Annotated in this window: 18 protein-coding genes; 8 read left to right on the top strand and 10 right to left on the bottom strand. The window is 54.7% G+C overall.

Translation table 11 applies throughout. From position 1 onward, the window contains the following. Positions 1-21 precede the first annotated feature (21 nt). The 3 genes from KTE_RS13550 (at position 22) to KTE_RS13540 (ending at position 4,342) form a co-directional block, all read left to right on the top strand. A complete protein-coding gene (locus KTE_RS13550; RefSeq protein WP_201381708.1) occupies positions 22-1,737 on the top strand; it encodes an NADH-quinone oxidoreductase subunit N in 1,716 nt (571 codons plus the stop codon). A gap of 454 nt (positions 1,738-2,191) precedes the next feature. Continuing rightward, positions 2,192-3,457 carry an RNA-guided endonuclease IscB gene (gene iscB, locus KTE_RS13545; RefSeq protein WP_201381707.1) on the top strand — a complete coding sequence of 422 codons (1,266 nt, stop codon included), beginning with the start codon at positions 2,192-2,194 and terminating at the stop codon, positions 3,455-3,457. Positions 3,458-3,547: 90 nt separating this feature from the next. Beyond that, positions 3,548-4,342 (top strand): alpha/beta fold hydrolase, encoded by a 795-nt coding sequence (locus KTE_RS13540; RefSeq protein ID WP_201381706.1) that lies wholly within the window; start codon positions 3,548-3,550, stop codon positions 4,340-4,342. Positions 4,343-4,430: 88 nt separating this feature from the next. On the opposite strand, the gene KTE_RS13535 is transcribed toward KTE_RS13540, so the two are convergent. Both KTE_RS13535 and KTE_RS13530 read right to left on the bottom strand, forming a co-directional pair. After that, entirely contained in the window at positions 4,431-4,865 is a 435-nt protein-coding gene (locus KTE_RS13535) for a helix-turn-helix domain-containing protein (protein ID WP_201381705.1), read from the bottom strand. A gap of 49 nt (positions 4,866-4,914) precedes the next feature. Further along, positions 4,915-5,592: a hypothetical protein gene (locus KTE_RS13530; RefSeq protein WP_201381704.1), complete on the bottom strand. Its 678-nt coding sequence runs from the start codon at positions 5,590-5,592 to the stop codon at positions 4,915-4,917. An 866-nt stretch (positions 5,593-6,458) separates the two neighbouring features. Here KTE_RS13530 and KTE_RS13525 point away from each other — a divergent pair. Further along, positions 6,459-7,118, top strand: a complete 660-nt coding sequence (locus tag KTE_RS13525) for an NADPH-dependent F420 reductase (protein ID WP_201381702.1) — start codon at positions 6,459-6,461, stop codon at positions 7,116-7,118. A 44-nt stretch (positions 7,119-7,162) separates the two neighbouring features. Next, positions 7,163-8,143, top strand: a complete 981-nt coding sequence (locus KTE_RS13520) for an NADPH:quinone oxidoreductase family protein (protein ID WP_201381700.1) — start codon at positions 7,163-7,165, stop codon at positions 8,141-8,143. Between the two features lie 193 nt (positions 8,144-8,336). Here the strand turns inward: KTE_RS13520 and KTE_RS13515 are convergent, their stop codons facing one another. Further along, positions 8,337-8,744 carry a DoxX family protein gene (locus tag KTE_RS13515; RefSeq protein ID WP_201381697.1) on the bottom strand — a complete coding sequence of 136 codons (408 nt, stop codon included), beginning with the start codon at positions 8,742-8,744 and terminating at the stop codon, positions 8,337-8,339. A gap of 185 nt (positions 8,745-8,929) precedes the next feature. On the opposite strand from KTE_RS13515, the gene KTE_RS13510 reads away from it, so the two are divergent. The 3 genes from KTE_RS13510 (at position 8,930) to KTE_RS13500 (ending at position 11,825) form a co-directional block, all read left to right on the top strand. Beyond that, positions 8,930-9,940 (top strand): phosphotransferase, encoded by a 1,011-nt coding sequence (locus tag KTE_RS13510; RefSeq protein ID WP_201381695.1) that lies wholly within the window; start codon positions 8,930-8,932, stop codon positions 9,938-9,940. 269 nt (positions 9,941-10,209) lie between these two features. After that, a complete protein-coding gene (locus KTE_RS13505; RefSeq protein WP_201381693.1) occupies positions 10,210-10,779 on the top strand; it encodes an RNA polymerase sigma factor in 570 nt (189 codons plus the stop codon). Beyond that, positions 10,779-11,825: a hypothetical protein gene (locus KTE_RS13500; protein ID WP_201381691.1), complete on the top strand. Its 1,047-nt coding sequence runs from the start codon at positions 10,779-10,781 to the stop codon at positions 11,823-11,825. The genes KTE_RS13505 and KTE_RS13500 overlap by 1 nt, the downstream gene beginning before the upstream one ends. A gap of 124 nt (positions 11,826-11,949) precedes the next feature. Here KTE_RS13500 and KTE_RS13495 read toward each other — a convergent pair whose 3' ends face one another. The 7 genes from KTE_RS13495 to purL form a co-directional block, all read right to left on the bottom strand. Further along, positions 11,950-12,582: a DUF899 domain-containing protein gene (locus KTE_RS13495; RefSeq protein ID WP_201381689.1), complete on the bottom strand. Its 633-nt coding sequence runs from the start codon at positions 12,580-12,582 to the stop codon at positions 11,950-11,952. A 410-nt stretch (positions 12,583-12,992) separates the two neighbouring features. Next, complete coding sequence (purN, locus tag KTE_RS13490; protein WP_201381687.1) at positions 12,993-13,631, bottom strand: phosphoribosylglycinamide formyltransferase; 639 nt, start codon at positions 13,629-13,631, stop codon at positions 12,993-12,995. A gap of 136 nt (positions 13,632-13,767) precedes the next feature. Further along, positions 13,768-15,030 carry a phosphoribosylamine--glycine ligase gene (purD, locus tag KTE_RS13485; RefSeq protein WP_201381685.1) on the bottom strand — a complete coding sequence of 421 codons (1,263 nt, stop codon included), beginning with the start codon at positions 15,028-15,030 and terminating at the stop codon, positions 13,768-13,770. An 18-nt stretch (positions 15,031-15,048) separates the two neighbouring features. Beyond that, positions 15,049-16,554 carry an amidophosphoribosyltransferase gene (gene purF, locus KTE_RS13480; protein WP_201370225.1) on the bottom strand — a complete coding sequence of 502 codons (1,506 nt, stop codon included), beginning with the start codon at positions 16,552-16,554 and terminating at the stop codon, positions 15,049-15,051. Positions 16,555-16,585: 31 nt separating this feature from the next. Next, complete coding sequence (locus KTE_RS13475) at positions 16,586-17,344, bottom strand: phosphoribosylaminoimidazolesuccinocarboxamide synthase (protein WP_201381683.1); 759 nt, start codon at positions 17,342-17,344, stop codon at positions 16,586-16,588. Positions 17,345-17,503: 159 nt separating this feature from the next. After that, positions 17,504-19,441: a phosphoribosylformylglycinamidine cyclo-ligase gene (purM, locus tag KTE_RS13470; RefSeq protein WP_201381680.1), complete on the bottom strand. Its 1,938-nt coding sequence runs from the start codon at positions 19,439-19,441 to the stop codon at positions 17,504-17,506. Continuing rightward, positions 19,438-22,458: a phosphoribosylformylglycinamidine synthase subunit PurL gene (purL, locus tag KTE_RS13465; RefSeq protein WP_201381678.1), complete on the bottom strand. Its 3,021-nt coding sequence runs from the start codon at positions 22,456-22,458 to the stop codon at positions 19,438-19,440. Before purL ends, purM begins: the two co-directional genes overlap by 4 nt. Positions 22,459-22,948: the final 490 nt, after the last annotated feature.

The following is a 22,948-nucleotide window of genomic DNA, read 5'->3' as shown; positions in this document are numbered from 1 at the left end:
CTCTCTCACGAGGTATGGTCAATGACGTTTACATTCACTGTCACCGCCGCTGATTGGTGGCGAATAGCGCCATTAGTGGTCCTGGTGGGCATGGCTCTCATCGTGATGCTGGTTGATGCCGTATTGCCGCATGAGGGTGAGCGCACCAAGCATAGCGGGCCACAGAACTACACCATTCTGCCAATCCTGGCATTTGTGGGTGTGGTTGGCGCTATCGGAACCACGATCGGACTTTTACTTGGCGGAGATCAGCGCGAAGCCTTCAATGGCATGGTTGGCTCAGATCAGGGCACACAACTGGCGTACCTGATTATCCTGAGCGCCGCTGGCCTGGGCATCCTGCTCTCGCCGCCGTATCTCAAGCGCCTGCAACTGGTACACCAGGGCGAATATTACACGCTGATGCTACTAGCTGCAGTGGGCATGATGCTACTGGCCGCTTCGACCAGCCTGCTCACAGTCTTCCTGGGCATTGAGATGCTCTCGCTGGCCCTGTATATTCTCTCGGGCTTCATCGAGCGCCGCCGCGCTTCCCTGGAGTCGGGCATGAAGTACTTCCTGCTCAGCTCCTTCGCCTCGGCCTTCCTGCTCTATGGCCTGGCCCTGACATATGGCGCGACAAATAGCACGCGTTTCCTGGATATCGCCTCTTTTGCCGCGCACCTGCATGGTGCGGCCAACGGCACGGCACAGGCTCCGATTCTTCTGATCGTGGCCCTGGGCCTGCTCACAGTCGGATTCGCCTTCAAAGTCTCGGCGATTCCCTTCCAGGCCTGGACGCCCGACGTCTACCAGGGCGCGCCCGCTCCAGTGACCGCCTTTATGTCGGTTGGTACCAAGGCCGCGGCCATGATCGCCTTTGGGCGTCTCTTCGGACTGGTCTTACTGCCCTTCCATGATACCTGGGCACCCGTGATCTGGGCCATCGCCATCCTGACCATGGTTGGCGGCAATATCATGGCTGTAGTACAGACCAACGTCAAACGCCTGCTGGCCTATTCCAGTATCGCGCACGCTGGCTATATGCTGATCGGTATCGTAGTTGGTGGCACACTCGGCATGAGCGCGCTGCTCTTCTACCTGGCCTGCTACACCTTCCTGAACCTGGGCGCCTTTGGCGCAATCTCGGTCCTGGAAGGCCTGGATAACGCGGGTAGCAGCGCCAACGATTTGCGCGGTCTCTGGCATCGGCGCCCAGTCGTGGCTGGTCTGCTGGCCTTCTTCCTGCTGGCCCTGGCGGGCTTCCCACCCATGGCTGGCTTCGCTGGTAAGTACTACATCTTCTACGCCGCGCTCGCGGGTGGGCATCCTGAACTGTTGATCATCGGTGTCCTCGCCAGCGTCCTGGGTATGTACTACTACCTGCGCGTCATCGCCACCATGTTCATGGAGCAGACGGAGGAGGAGAAAGAGGCTCTGACCCTGGGAACCGTTCCGGCCTCGCCCAAGGTCAGCGAGTCCCGCCGTCCGGCACGCGCCTCTGGTGCTGCTCGGAGCGCCACCGCGACACTCTCGCGTGGTGGCGCCGCCGTCGCCGTCAAGCCAGAGACACGCACCGCTGTGGTGAACTCACCTCTCCCCGCCGAGGCGGAGGAGCAAGATTCAGCGCGCAGCCTCAACTGGTTCGCCTGGATCGCCCTGGTCATCGCGGCCATTGGCACGCTCGCGGTCGGCACGGTCCTGCCCTTCTGGCTCGTCCAGCTCGCGCAGCAAGCCGCACCCATGATGCTCAAGTAGGAATACTCAAGCGAAAGAAGCAGGCCCGCTGTGCATGCACAGCGGGCCTGCTTCTTTCGCTTGAGTTACTCTGGTTGGACACCACAAAGGGCAAGATTGGAGAAGATTTTTTGGAGCTAGAATGGTACACTTAACACCTGTGAGTGAGAAAGGAAATGTGAACTACCGCTCAGCTAAAGACTGAGCGGCTTCTTCGGAAGATGAAGCCTGAGTTCACCAGACTCAGCCACCGAAAGGTGAGCTATGTTTGGAAGGTCATGATACCAACCCTTGACGCATCAGACGGTTGCTCTATCGCCTGAGTTTAAGTAGGGATGAGGGAAGTCCCGGTGATTCAGGCCCAACAAGCCTTCTGAACCTTGTCGAGATGAAGTCGGATTCCCTGTATGGTCGCAGTACAGGGATACGCACCACCTGCCACCTGGCAGAGCATTTTTCTGAAAAGGAATTTTCGATGAACGTTGTGTATGTATTGGCACCAGATGGCACGCCATTGATGCCATGTTCGTGTGCTATTGCACGATTACTCCTTAAAGATGGCAAGGCCAAAGTCAAAAGGAGAACGCCCTTTACGATCAAGTTGTTGGTTCAGCCAACAACGACCTCCACCCAACCATTGACCCTTGGGGTAGATACGGGCAGTGTCATGATTGGTTCAGCGGTGGCCGATACGCAGGGGCAGGTGGTGTATTTGTCAGAAGTGCAGGTTCGCAATGATATTGCCACCACCATGAAAGAGCGTGTAAAGTATCGCCGGAACCGGCGCAACCGAAAGACCAGATATAGAAAAGCACGATGGCGTAATCGCAAGAACTCCATCAAAACAGGTCGCTTCTCTCCCACGATGCGCAGTAAAATTGACGCCCACCTGCGGGAAATCCGTTTTGTGCAATCCATCCTGCCCATTCGTCATATTGTGCTGGAAACAGGAACATTTGATCCCCATGCCCTTAAAAATTCTAACGTTTTAAAGCACAAGTGGCTCTACCAGAAGGGCATCAACTATGGTTTTGCCAATATCAAAGCCTATGTGCTAACACGCGATAGCTATACCTGCCAACATTGTGCAGGAAAATCGAAAGATAAGCGGTTAGAAGTCCATCATATCGTTTTTCGCAGTCAGAACGGCAGTGATGAAGAAGCCAATTTACTCACCCTCTGCAAAACCTGTCATGATGGGCTGCATGCCGGAACCGTGACGCTCAAGCGCGCTGGTAAGAAGAAAGGAAACTTGAACCATGCCACACAGATGAATAGCATTCGTCTTCAATTGTTGAAGCAGGTTCAGGCAGAGGAAACGTGGGGATTTGTGACCAAAGAACACCGTCAGATAGCAGGCTTGCCCAAGGAGCATTGCTTTGATGCGGTCTTGATTGCCACGCGAGGGGCCATGCCCACGTTTCAGACCACGGTGATTCTCAAGAAGCGATGTGTCCCCGATGGAGATTACCAGCAAACCAAAGGGCGACACAGCGAACAACGTATTCTCACGGGGAAAATTGGCGGTTTTCGGAAATTTGATATGGTGCGGTATCAGGGACAGGAGTACCTTATTAAAGGGCGAATGTCTACTGGCTATGCCATTCTGATGAACATTGATGGGAACAAGGTCGATCTCAAGCCAATTCCGAAGTTTGAGAAGATGAAGCGAGTGAGGGCACGATCTTCATGGATGATGTGTCAAGCGCCCATGCCGCATATCTCATCCACTGCCAATTAATCAGGGGAGAATGTGGCAATTCATCCACGAAGCTAAAGACTTCGTGGTTTTCTTGCCACATTCGGATAAACCAACATAAGAGGAGACAGTATGCGAAAAGTCACGTCCAAAGACAGTACGCCTATAGCCTTCGATAAATTCGGGGAAGGTCCCGCGCTCATCCTTGTGGCAGGCGCGACTGCGACGCGTGTAGCCGAGACATCGCTAGCCACGGTCCTAGCATCACATTTCACAGTATATGCCTATGATCGGCGGGGGCGAGGCGACAGTGGAGACAACACGCCATACGCGGTCGAGCGCGAGGTAGAAGATATTGAGGCCCTGATTGACGAGGCTGGGGGAACGGCATTTGTCTTTGGTCACTCCTCCGGGGCAGTTCTGGCCCTTGAGGCAGCACACCTCCTCCCCGGTAAAATCACAAAGCTAGCGCTATACGAACCACCATTTATCGTCGATGATAGCCGACCTCCCACGCCAGAGAATTATGTATCACACTTGAACGAACTGATATCATCAGGTCAGCGTGGCCAGGCAGTCAAATACTTTATGATAGAGGCTGTGGGTGTTCCTGCCGAAATGGTTGAGCAGATACAGCAATCGCCCATGTGGCCAGAATTAGAGAAAGTAGCACACACGATCCCATATGATGGCACCATTATGGGCGACACCATGCGTGGCGATCCGCGGCCACTCAAGAAGTGGGCCTCTGTCAGCGTTCCCACCCTTGTAATGGATGGCGGAGCCAGCCATGTGTTTATGCACCATGGAGCGCAAGAGATTACCAACATCCTTCCCAACGCCCAGCGCCGCACCCTCGAAGGCCAGGACCACGGCCCGGCGGATGATGTTCTCGCCCCCGCACTCGAAGCCTTCTTCCTCAACTAAGGCACGACGCTGCTAAAGCACGCGTCTACATATCCTGGCACGGGTGTCTCGTATCATGATATGTAGACACGTACTTTTGTAGCATCGGTTAATGGGATATCTCTCCCCGCTGCTGCACAAGCGTCATGATCTGGTCTTGTAGAGTGGTTCTATCCACCTGGTCATACTCGGCGCGCTTGCGTTCAACCTCGTCGATGTACTGCTCCGACCACCCGCGGATCGCCCAGATTGGCTCGATAAGGGTTCGGCCCAGGGGTGTCAAAGAGTATTCTACCATGGGCGGGATCACGGGATAGACCACGCGTTTGACCAGGCCATTGCGCTCCAGGTGGCGCAGCGTCTGCGTCAGCATCTTCTTTGAGATGCCCTGGATATGCTCATGCAGATAGCTAAAACGCCTTGTCTCTTCGCCCAGGGCCACGATGACCAGCATCGTCCACTGGTCCGCGATCAATTCAAGACCACGCCGCGTGCGGCAATCTGGCCGAATAATCGGCTCTTCAACTTTATTTCTGGTAACCATGAGGTAACTATATCATATCCTCAACTACAGCTCCAAACCTGAACGTGCTTTATGCATATGTAGTTCGCTTACGCTTTCTCTCTTCCCTTGATTTCTCCTTTTTCCGCTGTTTCCTTAGCCTTCTTGCTTCTAACACCCCAGCACGTAGCGAAGCCCTCCGAAACTCTTTGATCGTCAAGAGCAGAAGCAGCACGATGGTCATAAATCCGGCAATCACCCAGAAATGAGGGACGATAGCTGAAGCGAACAACGCGACCAGTATTAGCAAAATGAGAAAGAGATAACCTGCCCCCTTACCGCTGCTAGATCCTGTATGACTACTTTCTCCAGAACCGCTTTCTGTTATATGGGCGGATTCTGCCTCTTGACTGTTCCTGTTTCCAGTATAGGTACTAAAAATCATCCCAGTGCGTGTGTGCGAGTAGCTATACGAGCTTTGCGCCTGACCAAAGGTTGATTCGGTCATCAGTACACCAGCAACAAGTGAAAATATGAGATAAAAGACCAAGCTATTCTGCATGACTTTCGAGGTTCTCACCTGGGGATTGAATTGTTTATAGTGGACCATAATGCCGACTGCGACGAGCGTTAAAAAGATGGCAAACCACCAGATGCTAATCCCCCACCATGTGCTATCAAATTTGTGGTATACAACAACCAGGGAGAGCCAGGCAATAAAGCAAATACATGTGATTCTCGCTAGAAAATGCCATTGTTCAGATAACATTTAGATTCTCTCCCAGTAAACGGATCATTTATTTTACACCGCCTATTTGTTCAAACGCACCTACCTTTACTATCTCAAAGCACTACTCCCTTTGGTAAGATCTTTGTTGAGAATAGCGTAAATGAGCAAACATAGATGCATGCTAAGAATGCCAACCCAATGTAAGAGAGTTACAGATTTAGGAGGAGTCATTGCATAGAGGTACATCAAATCCGCTATAGGTCGAAATAAGCCAAAGATGGGAAAGCTCAAGAACAAGGCAAATTGTAGTATAGACTCTCGCTTGTACGGCTTGACCTTTGGGCTTTTCATGCGCCAGAGTTTGATGTTTGATATATTGACTATCCCTTGCTTTCTGAGTTGTCTATCTTGAGCTATCATCTGGCGGATTACATAGATGCCAAGAAGGACCAGTGATATGAAGAGACTAGCAAGGGTAAATATCTTAATTATTTGGTCAACCTGGTTAAGCTGTGGCCGTTTCGTCAGATCGAGTAGACCATAGAGTATCTCATCAGCTCCCAATAACACAACATTGACGCCTGACAAGAGAAGCAATGCTTTGCACATGACGTAATTCTCCCTTATACGCCGTCAAGCCATAAATTAAAAATAGTGTTTCCTCTCATCTGTACAAATATGTATGTCTTAATTTATTTCCATACGAACAGGCTTGACTGTGCTGGTATTTTTAGCTGAACAAAACAAAAAGTCAAGTAAAAAGCAGGAAATGATGGTTACCAAGAGGTAACTATATCACTTTGCGGTCACTCCTTACAAGAAGAAAGCTTCTTCTCTATAATTTGCAATAACAACACTGTTTTACGACGCTTCAAGCGCACATATAGAAGAAGAGGAAATTAAATATGTCTTCATTGAGTATTACTATCCTGGGTGCGGGACCTATCGGGAGCACATTGGGACGCAAGTGGGCGAAGGCCGGACATAGCATTGCTTATGGCGTACAGAATCCCTCGTCGGAGCGGGCGCAGGCTCTACGCCAGGATTTAGGAGAGCAGGTCTTCATCGGCTCCCCAGCGGAGGCCCTGGCAAAAGGTGATATCGTTGTGCTCGCGCTCGCGGGGCAGGCTGTTGAAGGGATTATTACCACCTACGCGCAACAGTTAGACGGTAAAATTATCATCGATGCGGCCAATAGGTATCCGCCCGATCAAAAGTTCTCTCAGACGCATCAATGGCCAACAACAGCACTGTATAGCGCCCACATATTGCAATCACATGCTCCACATGCCCAGGTCTACCGGGCCTTCAATACCTATAGCTGGCAAAATCTCGCTGACCCAGATTATCAGGGTATCCAGGCCGACATGTTCTACTGTGGCCCCGATGGGGATGCGATGAAGACGGTCGAGCAGCTCATTACCGAGATCGGACTGCAACCGGTACGCCTGGGCGACATAGATCAAATCGATGTAGTGGATAGTGTTCTGCGGCTCTGGGGGACCCTCGCTATTGTCCAGGGCAAGGGAGTCAATAACGTCGCGTTCAAGATGCTAACACGCTAGCAGAGAGTAGTTACTATATAGAATAGATTCTGAAGGAGAAAGACATGAAAGCCAATTTGATTACGGCCTTTGGTGGACCCGAAGTATTGCGGATCGGTGAAGTGCCGGAGCCCAAGCCCGGACCTGGACAGGTCGCAATTAAAGTAGCCTACATGGGTGTGAATTTTGCCGAGACGATGGCACGGCGCGGAGGACGGCACAGCGAAGAACTCCCATTCATTCCCGGCCTTGAAGTCTCAGGGCACATTCATGCGCTTGGCGAAGGGGTCGAAGGCTTGCGCGTGGGGCAACCAGTCGCCGCGCTGACGTTGAGCGGTGGTTATGCCGAGGTGGCACTGGCTCAGGCCACGCTCACCTTCCCCCTCGACGAGGCCAGTGAAGAGATTGATCTCGCCACGGCGGCGGGTTTTCCAACCATCGTGCCAACAGCTTATGATATGCTTGTGCGGCTCGCGCATCTACAACCAGGTGAAACAATCCTTGTTCACGCAGCAGCAGGTGGTGTGGGGAGCATCGCGGGACAGATAGCCAAGCACCTGGATGCTGGCCTGGTCATTGGCACAGTAAGCAGTCAGAAGAAAGCCGACTACGCTAGATCCTTTGGCTACGACCATGTCATCCTGCGTGATGATTTTATCAAAAAAACACAAGACCTCACGCATGGACGCGGGGTTGATGTCGTACTAGAGGCGATCGGTGAGCCAGTACGCAGTCAGAGCCTCACAGTTCTTGCGCCATTTGGGCGTCTCGTCATCTTCGGGAACGCCAACGATGAACAGGGGCGAGGCCAGAGTCTGCCACAGAATCCTGGCAACTTTCTTGTCGAGAGCAAGGCCATCATGGGCTATAGCATTGGCGCATTGAGCGTATCAGATCCCCACCTCGTTGCTGATACCGCGCGTCGCTCCCTCGAACTGATCGCCCACTCTCAGGTAAAGATCGATATCACTGATATTCTACCACTGGAACAGGCCGGTGAGGCTCACCGCCGCCTGGAAACAGGTCAGACCACAGGTAAGCTTTAGCTACGTGTGTAGAAGGAGAAGACGCTGCTAAAGCACGCGTCTACATATCATGATACGAGACACCCGTGCCAGGATATGTAGACGCGTGCTTTAGCAGCGTCTTCCGAAACGCCTCCGAAAAACTCTAGTACTCGCGTTTCATTCGGAGTGGTACGCTGCCTTAGCAGCGCATGACGTTTCGAACCATGCCCGATTACTTTTGCAGAGGAAAGAGGGCGCACAGCCGCTCATTGCGCAGGTACAGTCCTCCCCAGATAAACAGGCCGACATAGACCGGGAAGAGAACATTACTAAAGAGTGGAGCATCGATGCGCAGGTTGGTAGCAACGGCGCCTCCAAGATAGCCAGTCAGCAGGATGGCACCAAGAACAGAGGTGAATGGAATGATATAGAGGACCAGGCACACAAGTTCCACAATTCCGATCTCAAGCGCGACGCTCGCAGGGTATCCAAGCTGCTTGAATGCATCCATGACCGGGGGAATTTGCAGTACGTGTGTTACACCATCGAAAAGCAAAAACAGAACTGCTAGCACCGTCAAGATACGTCCAATCCAGAGTTGCGTTTTCGAACCTGAAGCCATTTGTGTGGCTGTTTGCATGAATGTTTCTCCTCAATATTTTTATCTCTCTATATACTTATTCCCTCCTGATGAGTAAAAAGCGGAAATGGTTTTTTCTTCGTGGCATCTTAGCTTCCCCATCAGTTCACTAAAGAACTTACTCACAACATAAGGGAATAAAATACGGTATACTTCAGAAAAAATATGCTTGGGGTGAGAAAGAGATGTCTCGAACAGGTGTAGAAGTTAAGATTCCCTGGAGGGAAATTCCCAAAGAAGTACGCCAGCAAATCGATAGCACGTTAGGTTCCCCCGTAACACGAGCAACACGTGTCTGGGGTGGATATGGACCAACACCAACCTATCGCCTTGTGTTAGAGGATGGACGGCGGGCCTTTTTAAAGGGCACCTACCAGGAATCTAATACCTTCATGAAAAACGCGCTACGCTCTGAGGAGCGTGTCTATCAAGACCTTGCACCTGTGTTGGACAGATGGATGCCCCGTTTATACGCAACCATTCAGCATGCTGACTGGCACGTGCTAATCCTGGAGGATCTTGGTCCACAGAGTGTTCCGCCCTGGACACCTGGGAAAGCTCGTGCCATCACGCATGCCCTGGCCAATTACCATAAAGCATTGCTTGGCACTCAGCCTCCCGTGTGGCTCTCTCAACCTCAGGAAGGCTTAGCGCAGGAGAATTGGACTCAGGCGGCTCAAGAGTCTCAAGACTTTCAAACGATCGCGGCCTTTACAGGTGCAGAAGCCTCCCAGGCATTGGCCTGGCTGCGAAAAATTTCTCCCACCATTGAGACTGCACTGAAGCTACCAGCGCTCACAGAAGGTCCATATGCCATTCTGCATGGTGATTTACGCTCAGATAATTTACGCTTTAACCAGGGGCGTTTGTATCTATTCGATTGGCCCTCCATTCAGCTAGGGCGACCAGAGTGGGATATTGTTGCCTTTGCTCAGAGTGTGACCGTCGAAAATGGGCCTTCTCCCGAACAAGTAATAAAATGGTATGGAGAACAATTTCCCTTGCGCACAGAAGCCATTGAAGGTGCTCTTGCCTGGTGGCTCACCTTTTTTGCCCGGCGAGCCTGGCAGCCTGAAGTACCCAGCCTTCCCCGTTTACGCCGCTTTCAGCGCCAGCAACTGGGCGTCCTGATGTTCTGGGCAGCTCGTCACTGGTCTTTTCCATCCCCCAAGTGGGCCAGATTATTACTGAAGTAGAACCAGCCCACATTGCACCTTTATCTGGTCGCAGACTATACATGACTAATCCCTAATCCTCATTCTTCAATTTTTGCCTGCTAGTATCAGATCCCCTTTTTAGCCAAAACTTGGCTCTACTGGCACAGACAACTACAATCAGAGGTAAATGAAAAACGCGGCCAGATGTCCCACTTTCCATAAAGCGGCGTCATTATAAATGGAAGAACTTTGAGGCCTCAAAACTTCTGTTTGCAAAAACATCACTCTTATCCAAGGAAATAATACATATGCAAGCTGGTTACACCTTTTCAGCAATGCACCAGCCGGAGGAGCTACGGGAGGAAGAAGCGCTTGTGCAGGCGGCAAAAGCAGACCCGGTCGCTTTTGAGCCACTCTACCAGCACTATAAAGCTCGCATCTATCGCTACCTATTACTGCGCATTGGGAGTCAGGAAGACGCAGCGGATCTCACCCAACAGGTCTTTCTCAAAGCCATGATCTCGCTGGGGGATTATAAAGCGCGTGGCAGCTTCGCGGCCTGGCTATTTCGTATCGCCTTCCACACTGTAAGCGATACCTACCGCAGGAAGAAAATTGCCTTCTCCTGGGATAGCTTGCCAGAGGCAGAGCAGCTCATAGGTGACGAAGATCCCGAAAGCATCTTTCTCCTGCGCGAGCGCCGCATGCATCTGCGCAAGCTGGTCGAGCAGCTCGATGCGCACAAGCGCGAACTGATCGCTTTGCGTTTCTCGGCGGGCTTGAATGCCAGCGAAATCGCCCAGGTTGTCGGCAAGAGTCCCGCCGCCGTCCGCAAACAGCTTACCCGTATCCTACAAGGCCTCAAGGAGCAACTATAATGTCGAAGCAACAGAAACTTATCCAAACATATAATGACTTACTTGAGACAGCAGCCGACCAGAGACTCATGCACGTGGTTGAGGAACTGGATAGCCTCGGTAACACTTCGCCTGTCCCCAATAACGTCAACTGGCAGAACCTGCGCATGCGCTATGTCCAGCACTCGTTTCAGAAGCCCACGGTCGTGCCTTTCCGTGAACAAACACGCTCCTGGTGGTTCGCACTGACCAGAAAAGCGGTTCTGGTGCCACTGATTGCCGCGCTTCTGATCGTGACCACGGCCTCCGCCTTCGCAGCCACGCCACTCCTGCAAAGCCTGCTCCAAGGAGGCAGCTACAACACGAAAGATTCTATCAAGTATAGCACCTTCGGTGATATCCAGCTTTCGCAGAAAGTTGGGAACGCCACTGTAAGGCTGGAGAAGGGATATGCTGAAGACCATAATATTGTGCTGGGCGCAACCGTCACGCCTGTTGATGATAACTCTATGCTGAACAACCCACGCCTCACGACCGCTGATGGTACTGAGCTTTCATCAAGTGGTCAGTTGTTAAGCGATGTTGAGAACCATATCCTGGCACAGTCTATGACCTTCAGCGATGCTAGTATTACTGGAACGCCAACCTCGCTCAATCTGACGCTCAAGATGGACCTGGTGCAAAACGGAAGTACGCAAACAGTAACCTTCCACTTTCAGCTACCATATCACCAGGGCGAAGTCGTAGCACCGCACCAGCAAGCAATCTCGCAGGGACAGATCATCACGCTGGAGAAAGCGACAATTGGCAAGACCCAGGCCACGATTGAACTCTCGGGCCTGAATGAAGTTTCCGTCAAAATGGCTTCTGGCAAACCTGTCACACCCCAAATTGACATGCAGACCAGCGCTACCAATCACATCACGAGCTTCGACTATGCGGGAAACAACGAGAGCGGGAAGTTCGTCTTCCGCTTCAACAGCGACCTGAGCCACTATCATGGCCTATGGACCATCACCGTTACCAAGGGTAATACCTACAAGTGGGTCTTCCACATCAATGTGTAAACCATTCGCTTAGAATCTCGTGCGTATGACATTTGCTCAGGTAATAGTGCAATGTGGGTTGGCTGCCTAAGACAGCCAACCCACATTGCACTATTACCTGGGGCGTCGTAGAGGCGTATCACCCTTAAGCGGGAGTAACACTGCGATTGACGGCCTCCTCCCATTCCTCTTGCCGTCCAAGAGGCGTAAGGTCAAGATAGTTATATGTCCCCAGGAGGATGTCGACGCCGCGTCCCGTCGTCGAATATGTGTGAAAGATCTGCTCGCCATCGCGCAGGAAAACACTTATCCCAGGTACCTCGCCGCCCTCGGCTGTGGCATCGAAGTCATAGTTGAAGTCGCTCCCATACGAGGAGAACCAGGGAATGGTCCAGTTCTTCTGCTTCTTATAGGGCTCAAGCTTCGCCAATGGGGCACGTGAGACCAGGACCAATGAGGTGTCACCTTCGTGCAGACGGGCTATATTGCCAGGAATGTTGTCAACCAGGTTCGTGCAACCTGGGCAACCCTCGTCCCAGCTTGGATCAAACATGAAATGGTATACGATTAGCTGACGGTGCCCATCAAAGAGGTCGAGCAAGCTCACCTTGCCTTCTGGGCCATCGAAGAGATACTCCTTGTCGATCCTGACCATCGGCAACTGGCGACGTTCGGCATTGAGCCTGTCTCGCGCACGGGTGGCTTCCTTTTCCTTGATCAATAGCTCCTTACGGGCTGCAAGCCATTCTTCTCGCGTGACGATTTGCGGATAGTTCATTGGGTTCTCCTTTGCTTCGATGATCACATTCCTAAGCTCTTTCCCTGGCCATCACTGGAGGATACAAAGAGCCATTAGGGACAATCTATCACGAGTCGGTCAGGAAAACTTCTCCAATGTTGCTTTTTTGCATTTCGTCGCTCAGGAGATGTAATATACTTATCTTCATTCGTTCCAGCGGCTATTAGGTGGAGGGCAAAGTTTGACCGTGGGAGCTTCCCAGTCGATGACGCGATGAGTAGCAAAATCCTGGTTGCAGAGACATGCGCGGCGCCTTATAGCCTGGCAACCACGCCGCCTGGATGACGACCTATCAGGCTTATGGTATAGATCGAAGTAAGGCGTGTTTAGAATGGCCTGCAAGCTTAATACTGTTTGCCAGGCCATCCTAAAACATATTGTTCCGACTCTTATACGCGCTGCTGGTGGATCTTGACGGCCTCGACGATCAACCGGTGCTCAACCTTTTTGATGCGCTCCTGGAGCGTATCTTCGGTGTCGCCTGCCTCTATGGGGACCTCGCGGCGACAGATGGGCGGGCCAGCGTCGACCTCGGGGACCACATAATGCACAGTGCTACCTGTGATACGTACCCCGGCCTCCAGGGCCTGGAGGGGCGCGTGCATGCCGCGAAAGACGGGGATAAGACTGCCATCGCTGGTGGTATAGGTGTCGCCCTTGCCGCCATCGGGGATGAGCGCGGGATGCAGGTTAATGATGCGCTCAGGGTAACGGGTGATAAAATCGGCGGAGATGATGCGCATAAAGCCAGCCAGGACGATAACGTCTACCTGGAAAAGCTGGAGCAGGTCAATAACCCTTCGCTCCCACTCCTCGCGTGTGCGCCAGGGCAAGTAGAGCGCGGGTACTTTATGCTTGAGGGCGCGCTGTAAGCCAAAGGCGTTGGCTTTGTTGCTGATGACCAGGGCGATCTCGACCCCGGGCAAGTGCCGAGCCTCGATGGCGTCCAGCAGGGCCTGGAGGTTACTGCCCGAGCCAGAGATTAAGACTGCTATGCGCAACGTTTTATTGATGTGTTGATCTTCCATTCCAAATCACTACTTGCTTTTATATTTTGTATTATGACTGTTCGCGCCTACGGCACTCATTTAAAATAGAATCAATTATTGTGTTGTGAGTTGCCTTCAGCAACTCACAACACAATAATTGATTCTATTTTTATACCTATAGGGCGCGGTGGCCGATGTCGCGGCGGTACTGCATGCCCTCGAAGGAGATGAGTTTGGCGGCGGCATAGACGCGGTCGGCGGCCTGTTGCAGGGTTTCGCCGTGGGCAACGACGCTGAGGACGCGGCCGCCAGCGGTGACGAGCTGGCCATTTTGCAGGCGTGTGCCGGCGTGGAAGACGTGGACGCCCTCCAATTGATTGGCCTCGTCAACTCCCTGGATGGGTAAGTCGCGCTCGTATTTGCCAGGATAGCCGCCCGCGGCCAGGGTCAGGCTCATGGCGTAACCGGGATGCCAGAGGGTCTCAGGGTCAATATGCTGGCCGTCCGCGTAGGCGAGTACATCCAGCAATTCGGCTTTGAGCAGAACCATCAGGGCCTGGGCCTCGGGATCACCGAAGCGTGTGTTATGCTCCAGCACCATGGGACCGCGCTCAGTGAGCATGATGTTGGCGTAGAGCACGCCTTTGAAGTGGATATCGCGCTCCTTGAGGGCCTGGAGCGTGGCGCCGATGACACGCTGCTGAATCTGCGCCTTCTGGTCCGCGCTGACGAAGGGCAGGGGCGTATAGGCCCCCATGCCACCCGTGTTCAAACCCTGGTCGTTGTCGAGGGCGCGCTTGTGATCCTGGCTGAGTGGCAGGGGCAGAAAATCCGTGCCGTTACAGATGGCGTGCGCGCCGATCTCGTCGCCTTGCAGGTAGTCTTCAAGGACGACGACGTCGCCCGCCGCACCAAAGATGTGGTCGACCATCATCTGCTTGAGGGCGTCCTGGGCTGTCTGCATATCGAGGGCGACAATTGCGCCCTTGCCTGCGGCGTTGCCGTCAGCCTTGACGACGACGGGGGTGCCATGCTCTTCCAGGTAGGCACGGGCCAGTTCGTACTCGGTAAAGGTGCGATGCTGGGCCGTGGAGATGCCTGCCGCGGTCAACAACTCTTTGGTGAAGGCCTTGCTACCTTCGAGGGCCGCGCCCGCCTTGTCGGGGCCAAAGACGCGCAGGCCTCGCTTCTGGAAGATATCGACGATGCCATCGATAAGCGGTGCCTCGGGGCCGACGATAGTGTAATCGATCTTGTTGCGCTCAGCGAAGGCGGCCAGCGCCTCCAGGTTATCGACACTAATAGGAAGGCATTCCGCGTGGGGCAGCATACCGGGATTGCCTGGCGCGGCATAGATGCGGTCGATCCGCTGATCCTGGGCCAGCTTCCAGACCAGTGCGTGCTCACGCGCACCCGAGCCGATGACAAATACTCGCACGAAATTTTTCTCCTTCTGTTATGAGAGCACGCCACGAGGAATGACAGGCACACGCCTGGGACCATGCTGAGACTCGACCTGGGGGTCAAAGGGCCAGCCCTGCATCTCCATACACCCATAACAAAACTCTTGATGCAGCATTTTCAGTGCGCGGGGATCGTCCACCTGGCGAGGATCAATGTCGACCGTTTCATCGATATGGGCAGCGTTGATGGCGCGACCCAGGCCCGGCAGGCTGAGATAGCCCAGGCTATCGACACCCATGTAGTCGGCGACCTCCTGCACGGTACGACCCGCGGCGATTAATTCTTTGTCGCGCGGAATATCGATGCCGAAGTAGCAGGGGTGACGCAGGGGGGGCGAGCTGATGCGCAGGTGTATCTCCTTCGCGCCATAGTTGCGCAGCGCGGAGGCCAGGCGCTTAAGCGTATTGCCGCGTACAATCGAGTCGTCGACGATAATCAGGCGCTTGCCCTCGATTTTAGTGCGCACGAAGTTGAATTTCAGGTCTACTTCGAGCTGGCGCAGGCGCTGGTCAGGCTTGATAAATGAGCGATCGCTATAGCGATTCTTGATAATACCCTGGCTATAGGGAATCCCGGAGGCCTCGGCATAGCCCAGGGCTGCGGGAATGGATGAATCGGGAACAGGCACGACCAGGTCCGCCTCTACAGGATGCTCATAGGCCAACTCGCGTCCCAGGGCCTCGCGCACCTCGTAGGTATAGCGATTGTTGATACGCGAAGTCGCGTCCGAGAAGTAGATATACTCGAAGACGCAGAGCGAGTGGCGGGGCAGCTCAAAGAGCATCTCCGAATGGATGCCATCCTCATCGATAGTTACCAGTTCGCCTGGCTCGACTTTGCGCACAAACTCGGCTCCGGTGCGGTCAAGCGCGCAGGATTCCGAGGCCACAATCCAGCTATCGCCCAACTTGCCAATGCACAGCGGGCGCATCCCCCAGGGATCACGCGTCGCGTACAATTTATTCTGCGCCAGGATCACCAGGCTAAATGAGCCACGCAGGTGCTGCAAAGTGTCCGCCAGGCGCTCATTAAAGGTTTTCCCCTCAGAATGATGGAGCATCAAGGCAATAACTTCGCTATCCGTCGTCGAGCGGAACGAGTCCTCTGGGAAGGCGTTCCGCAGCATAGCTCCGTTTACCAGGTCACCATTGTGGGCGATGGCCAGCGATTCATACTGTCCAGCACGATCACCTACGACAAAAGGTCCGGCATTCTCGACGCAGCTTGAACCCGTGGTGGAATAGCGCACGTGGCCTATGCCTGCATAGGTAGAAGGCAGGCTGGTCCCCGAATCGGTAAATACCTCGCGCACCTTGCCCATGCCTACACGATAAACAATCTGGCCTTCATCGTCATAGACAGCCATGCCCGCGCTCTCCTGCCCACGGTGCTGCAATGCTGTCAAAGCCAGGGTAATGTAACTACGTACATCCAGGCTTGCCTTGCCATGTGGCGCGTAAATTCCGACGACTCCGCATGCATCATGAAGTCGCTCCATCGCTGAACTCCTCTCTGGTAAGATGATCACATTAAATACTCAGCTTGCCCGTAAGATCAGCGACCAGGGCATAACGATCCGCGATCTCGCGCAGACTGTCCGAGGTGACTTCCTGGAGGTTGCGGTAGACCTGCTTATCGAGCATACGATTCTTGTCACCACCAGGCCAGAGCCGCCAACTATCATTATCAATTACATCGGCAACTAATAACTGACCCTGAGGGTCGCGACCAAACTCAATCTTGAGATCAACCATGGTCACATCCATTTTGGCCCAGGCAGTCTCTAGCACTGCAAAGACGCGTCGTCCCTCGCGCGCCATCCAGTCGATCTCCTCCTGCGTCGCAATGCCTTGCTGTATGATCTCTTCAGGCTGAATCTGCGGATCATGACGCGCATCATCTTTCAGGAAGGTCTCAATCAGGACGGGATCAAAGCGAGTGCCTTCGCTTACTTCGGGGTGGCGCTTCAAGAATGAGCCAGTCGCGAGGCGTCGCTGTACATGCTCAATGGGCAGCATCTCACAACTCTTAACCAGCATCGTGACCTCGTCAACTTTTTTCACGAAGTGCGTATTGATACCAGCCTCGTTCAACAGGCGGAACACATTGGCGGTCGTCGTCGTGCTCCAACGCGATTTCCCCTCTAGCTCGTTGCGGCGCGCACCATCGCCCGCGGTAATCTGATCCTTGCTGACCATATAGGCCAGCTGCTCGTCCTGTGGATAGCTATAAATCCGTTTGGTCTTGCCTTCCGTCAGCAAGGGTCCAAACTGCGCATGTTGTGTCATGAGTTTCTTGTCTCCGGGAGAAGTGTGGGCACATGGGAGCGCTACTGACTACCCTAAAGGGCACAAGGTACACACCTACGCTGGGAAGCAAATACGCTTCCGGGGAAGATATTCGCCCGAAAGCGTAGGCGCGTACGTCAGTAGTGCTCCTCCTACAGGTTAGCGAATAAGAACGGCACCCTGTCCCTCGCGAATGGTGCCGATCTGCACCAGTTCGGGAAGGATGCTGCGCGCCTCAAGCGCACTCTTGGGTGAGAGCACAAATATCATGCCGATACCCATATTAAAGGTTCGATAGAGTTCTTCCTGGGGCAGACTGCTCAAGCGCGCCAGGAGCTGAAAGAGTGGCGGCACCTGCCAGGAGCCGGTTTCGATCTCAGCCTGGGTACCAGGAGGCAGAATACGCGAGATATTACCCTGGAAACCGCCGCCTGTGATATGTGCCATGCCCTTGATAAAGCGCCCGCGATCCGCCAGATAAGAGCGAATCTCCTGCACCTCGCGCACATAGCAGCGATGGGGGCGCAGGAGCGCGTCCGCCAGCGGCTCCCCCAGTTCGGGATAGACAGTATCAAGCGAGGTCTGGGCGAAGAGCTTGCGCACCAGCGAGTAGCCATTGGTGTGCAGGCCACTGGAGGGTAGGCCCAGGATATAATCTCCTACGCTGATCGTGCTACCGTTGACGATCTCGTCCTGCTCTACGATGCCAACAATGGTTCCCGCCAGGTCGAAGGCGCCGGGCATATACACATCGGGCATCTCGGCAGTCTCGCCACCGAGCAGGGCACAGCCAGCTTCTTTACAGGCCTCGGCCACTCCCTGGACGATTCTGGCGACTTGCACCGGGTCAAGCTTATTGACGGCGACATAATCCATAAAGAAGAGCGGGCGTGCACCCATCATCAGCAGATCATTTACCGAGTGATTCACGATATCGTAGCCGATGGTGTCATAGCGCTTAGCCTGGGCCGCAATTAAGGTTTTGGTACCCACGCCATCGGTGGAGGAGACCAGGGCCGGACGACGCATTTTATCGACTGCGTGCAGACTCATCGCGCCCGCGAAGGCGCCGACACTCTCCAGCACCTCGGGTCCATGCGTGGACTGGACCGCCTTCTTCATCAGGCGCACGGCCTGCTCGCCCGCGGTGACATCGACGCCGCTCTCGGCATAAGAGAGCGGCGTAATCGTGACGCTGGGAGCCTGGGCCGCGCTTGTGGCGCTACTAGCCCCCGCGACGCTCTGCGAAGCCAGGGGCGAGGCCTCAGGACGGCTCACCGACGTCGCGCCTTCACCGCTGACGAACTTCTGTGCATAGTTAAAGGCGTTCTGGAAGATGAGCAGGCCGTCGCCAATATCGCCCGTGAGGGAGCGGCGCTGGGGATGCTGGAGCGCACTCACAAAGCGCTCTGGATGAGGCATCAGACCAAAGACGTTACCCTGAGCGTTACAGGCACCCGCGATGTTGTCCATCGAGCCATTGGGGTTGGCGGGATACTGAACCATCTCGCCAGTGCGGCCTGCGGGCGTGGCGTAGACCAGGGGAAGCTGACCGCTGGTATGCAGCTCGCTCAGGTCGCCGTTATACACAAACTGGCCCTCGCCGTGGGCCACAGGGAACTCGACGGGCTTGTCGATCCCCTGCGTAAAGACGCAGTTGCTTGGCTGGGTGACGAGCGTGACCCAGCGACATTCAAACTGCGCCAGGGCATTCTCGGTCAGTGAGGCCCGCGCCACGTCGCCCGCGCCATCACTTGCCAGGACGCCAGGCAACAGACCCGCGCGTACCAGGACCTGGAAGCCGTTACAGACGCCCAGGACCAGGCGACCCTCGGCCACAAAGCGGCGCAATTGATCACCCAGGTGAATGGTCAGATTCTTAGCCAGCAGCGTGCCCGCGCCCAGGTCATCACCATAGGAGAAGCCGCCGGGCAGGGCGAGAAAATGATATTCTAGCAGAGACTCTGGATTCTTTAACAGCTGGTTGATATGTACCAGCTCTGTCTCAAAGCCCACCAGGCGACAGGCATACGCCATCTCCCGGTCGCAGTTGATGCCAGGGGCACGCAGAACGAGCGCGCGTGGTTTCCTGGTCATGCCTGTCCTCCCTTCCATGACTCTTGCAGTTCCTCAACGCTGACGTTGACCAGCTCTTCGTCGCCATCCTGGACAATAAAGCGTGGGGTATTGGTTACCATACCCAGATAGGTCAGTTCGGCGGCACCCGCGGCACGCATATGCTGCTCAAAGGTACTCAACTGCTCAGGCGTAACCTCAACGATAAAGCGCGAAGGAGACTCGCTAAAGAGTCGCACAATATCACGCGCATGTGGATGGACCTCGTCGAGGGCGGCGCCCTCGCGTCCAACCTGCGCCACATCCAGTTTGACACCTAGCAGGCTCGCCAGCGACATCTCGGCCGCCGCGACCGCCAGGCCACCCTCTGAGAGATCGTGACAGGCGCGCACCAGGCCCTGGCGAATGGCTTCACCGAGCGCCTTCATGGTCGTATACGCGCGCTCAATATGCACCGTTGGCACCGAGGTATGCGGCACAAACGCCTTGAATGAGGCCTGGTCAATGACCTCAGTATAGTGCGAACCCGCCAGCTCATTGCGCGTCTCGCCAACGAGGTAGAGCAGATTGCCCGGCGTCTTGAGCGACATATCGACGCTCTTGCTCGCGTCCTCGATCACGCCGACCGCTGAAATCACTAGAGTCGGGATCACGGGCAAACGCTTGCCATCGGCGCGATACTCGTTATTCAGGCTATCTTTACCGGAGATGAACGGCACTTTAAAGCCGACCGAGGCATCATAGCAGCCCTTCACGGCGCGCACCAGCGTCCCAAGCTGCTCGGGATCATTGGGATTGCCCCAGCAGAAGTTATCCAGCACAGAGGTACGAGTGATGTCGCCACCGACGGCGGTCAGGTTGCGCAGGGCCTCGTCAACAGCATTGAGTGCCATCTGATAGGGGTCAACCTTGCCATAGAGCGGGTTAACGCCGTTTGAGAGCACAATTCCGGCCTTCGTCGGCTCATCGACAATAGGCCGGAGCACTGCGGCGTCACCTGGACCATTGCCCGCGCGTCCCACCATAGGTTTGAGCACCGTCGCGCCCTGGACCTCGTGGTCATAGCGACGCACCACGTCCTCCTTCGAGGCAATGTTCGCGTGTCGCAGCAGCGTCAAGAGGGTCGGGGTAATCGAATGTGTGATGGCCTCGGCGTTGCCCTCTGTCCACTGTGAAGGCTGAGCAGTCGCGCTCTCTGGTCGTGTCCACAGCGCTTCAAGCGTCTTGATGGGATTGCCATCGTGCAGGAAGTCCATGGCGATATTGGCAATCACCTCGTCCTGATAGGTCACCGTCAGGCGTTGGTCGCTGGTAAATTCGCCGATGATGCTGGCCTCGACCTCTTCGATGGCACAGATGTCCAGCAGTTCCTGCAAATGCTCCTGGGGAACCGCCAGCACCATGCGCTCCTGAGCCTCGGAGAGCCAGATCTCCCAGGGCGCCAGGCCCTGATATTTGAGGGGAGCTTTGGTCAGCTCTACGCGCGCGCCGGTCTTCGAACCCATCTCGCCCACAGCGGAGGAGAAGCCACCCGCACCGCAGTCAGTAATCGCGTGATAGAGGCCATGGTCACGTGCCTGGATGATCACGTCCGTCACCTTTTTCTCGGTGATGGGCGCGCCAATCTGGACAGCCGTCCCGGCCTGGGTATTGATCTCGTGGCTCATCTCACCGGAGGAGAAGGTCGCGCCATGCACGCCGTCGCGGCCAGTGCGCCCGCCGAGGACGACCACCAGGTCACCCGGCTCGACCTTGCTGGGATGACTACCATGGGGCAACATACCCAGACAGCCACAGAAGACGAGCGGGTTGTAGGTATAGCCGGGATGGTAGAGCACCGCGCCATTGACCGTGGGAATACCCATCTTATTGCCATAGTCACGCACACCATTCACCACACCACTGGCGATACGCCGTGGAGGTATGATGCCTTTGGGCAACGAGGCGCTCTCGGTCTCAAGCGGGCCAAAGCAGAGGATATCGGTACAGGCAATCGGCTCCGCCGAGACGCCAACGACGTCACGGATCACGCCGCCCACGCCTGTATTCGCACCACCAAAAGGTTCGATGGCCGAGGGGTGGTTGTGCGTCTCTACTTTGAAGGCGATATCGTGTGTATCGGTAAAACGCACGATACCCGCGTTATCGCTGAAGGCTGAGACCAGGTCGGGATGCTGGACCTCGTTAGTGGCACGCATGATATAGCTCTTGAGCAGGCCACGGATGGTCTCATTCTCGACCTCGTTTCCCTGGGCATCCAGCTCGCGGTAGGCAATAGTCGCCTTAAAAGTTTTATGCGAACAATGCTCTGACCAGGTCTGGGCCAGGGTCTCCAACTCGATATCGGTTGGCTCGCGTCCCTGCTCGCGGAAATGCTGCTGAATGACGCGCATCTCGTCCAGGCTCAGCGAGAGCAGACCTTTTTTACTGACCTCAAGCAACTGCTCATCGCTCATCTGGGTGAGCGGAATCATTGCCACCTGAGAGCCTGCCACGTCGGCGACTGGCACGGCCTCAGACGCATTTGCGGCCTCGGGCTGTGAGCCATTGCCATGCGCCGGGTGGAGTTCATAATGCTGGATCACGGGATTATAGAGCAGGGCATCGGCGAGGGTACGTACTTCGGACTCGCTCAAGCGCTCATCCAGCAAATAGCGTCGCCCCGTCTCCACACGCGCAATACCAGTCAGGCCCAACATACGTGCGCCCTCCAGGACGCTCTCGGCCAGGGTATCGGTTACACCAGGGTGAAAAAAGACATCGACCGTATGCGCGGTGTCGGCATAGGTCGATAGGTGGGCTTCCTGGATGACCGGGTCGGTAAGCAACTCCTGGGAGAGTCGCTCAACATCCTGGGGTGAGAGTGAGCCAGTAAGGTGATAAAGTTGAGCTGTATGAAGGTAAAGCGGGGCATCAGCGATAGTAGCAAGCGATGGAAGAGAATCTATCGATAATTGTGCGATGTCACGAGCAAGTTGACGGGCATGCACATCATGGCGCTCCGCGGTTGCTCGGACTTCAATATGAAATGATGTCACGTTTCTGTTTCCTGGCTGGCATTATAGCTTAAGAGGAAACCAGGACCACTGTTGCGGCTAGCGCTCACGCGCCGGGTTTCCTGATAGGTAGCAGGTCGCATACAAAACAAGTCACACGTATCCCATCCATGCCATAGATCTTATTCCGAAACCCAACCCCCATTCGGGGGCGCAGCGCCACTAGCGTGCCTAGCACTTCGCGCTCAGGGTGTTCGGAGACAAAGATAATGACTATAAGCGACCTCATCTGGTGGGACAAATTCATTGTAACACTAAGGGCCAGAGTCTAGCAAATTACCTGGAGCGAGAGGCAGAGCTTCACAAACGTCATTCATGCTCTTGCAGATCGGCTCGCAGGCTCGCCTCTGGGTAAGAGGGATTGGATGTGCTACGCGGGCGGATTGCCCGCGTAGCACATCCAATCCCTCTTACCCAGAGCACCGCAGGCGCGAAAACAAATGTCCAAAAGAAGCGATAGAAAAGGGAAAGC

The organism is Ktedonobacter sp. SOSP1-85, assembly GCF_016587415.1.
In the GTDB taxonomy this organism is placed as follows: domain Bacteria; phylum Chloroflexota; class Ktedonobacteria; order Ktedonobacterales; family Ktedonobacteraceae; genus Ktedonobacter.
Note: the sequence above shows the minus strand (reverse complement) of the source record. Positions and strands in the feature narration are given on the sequence as shown.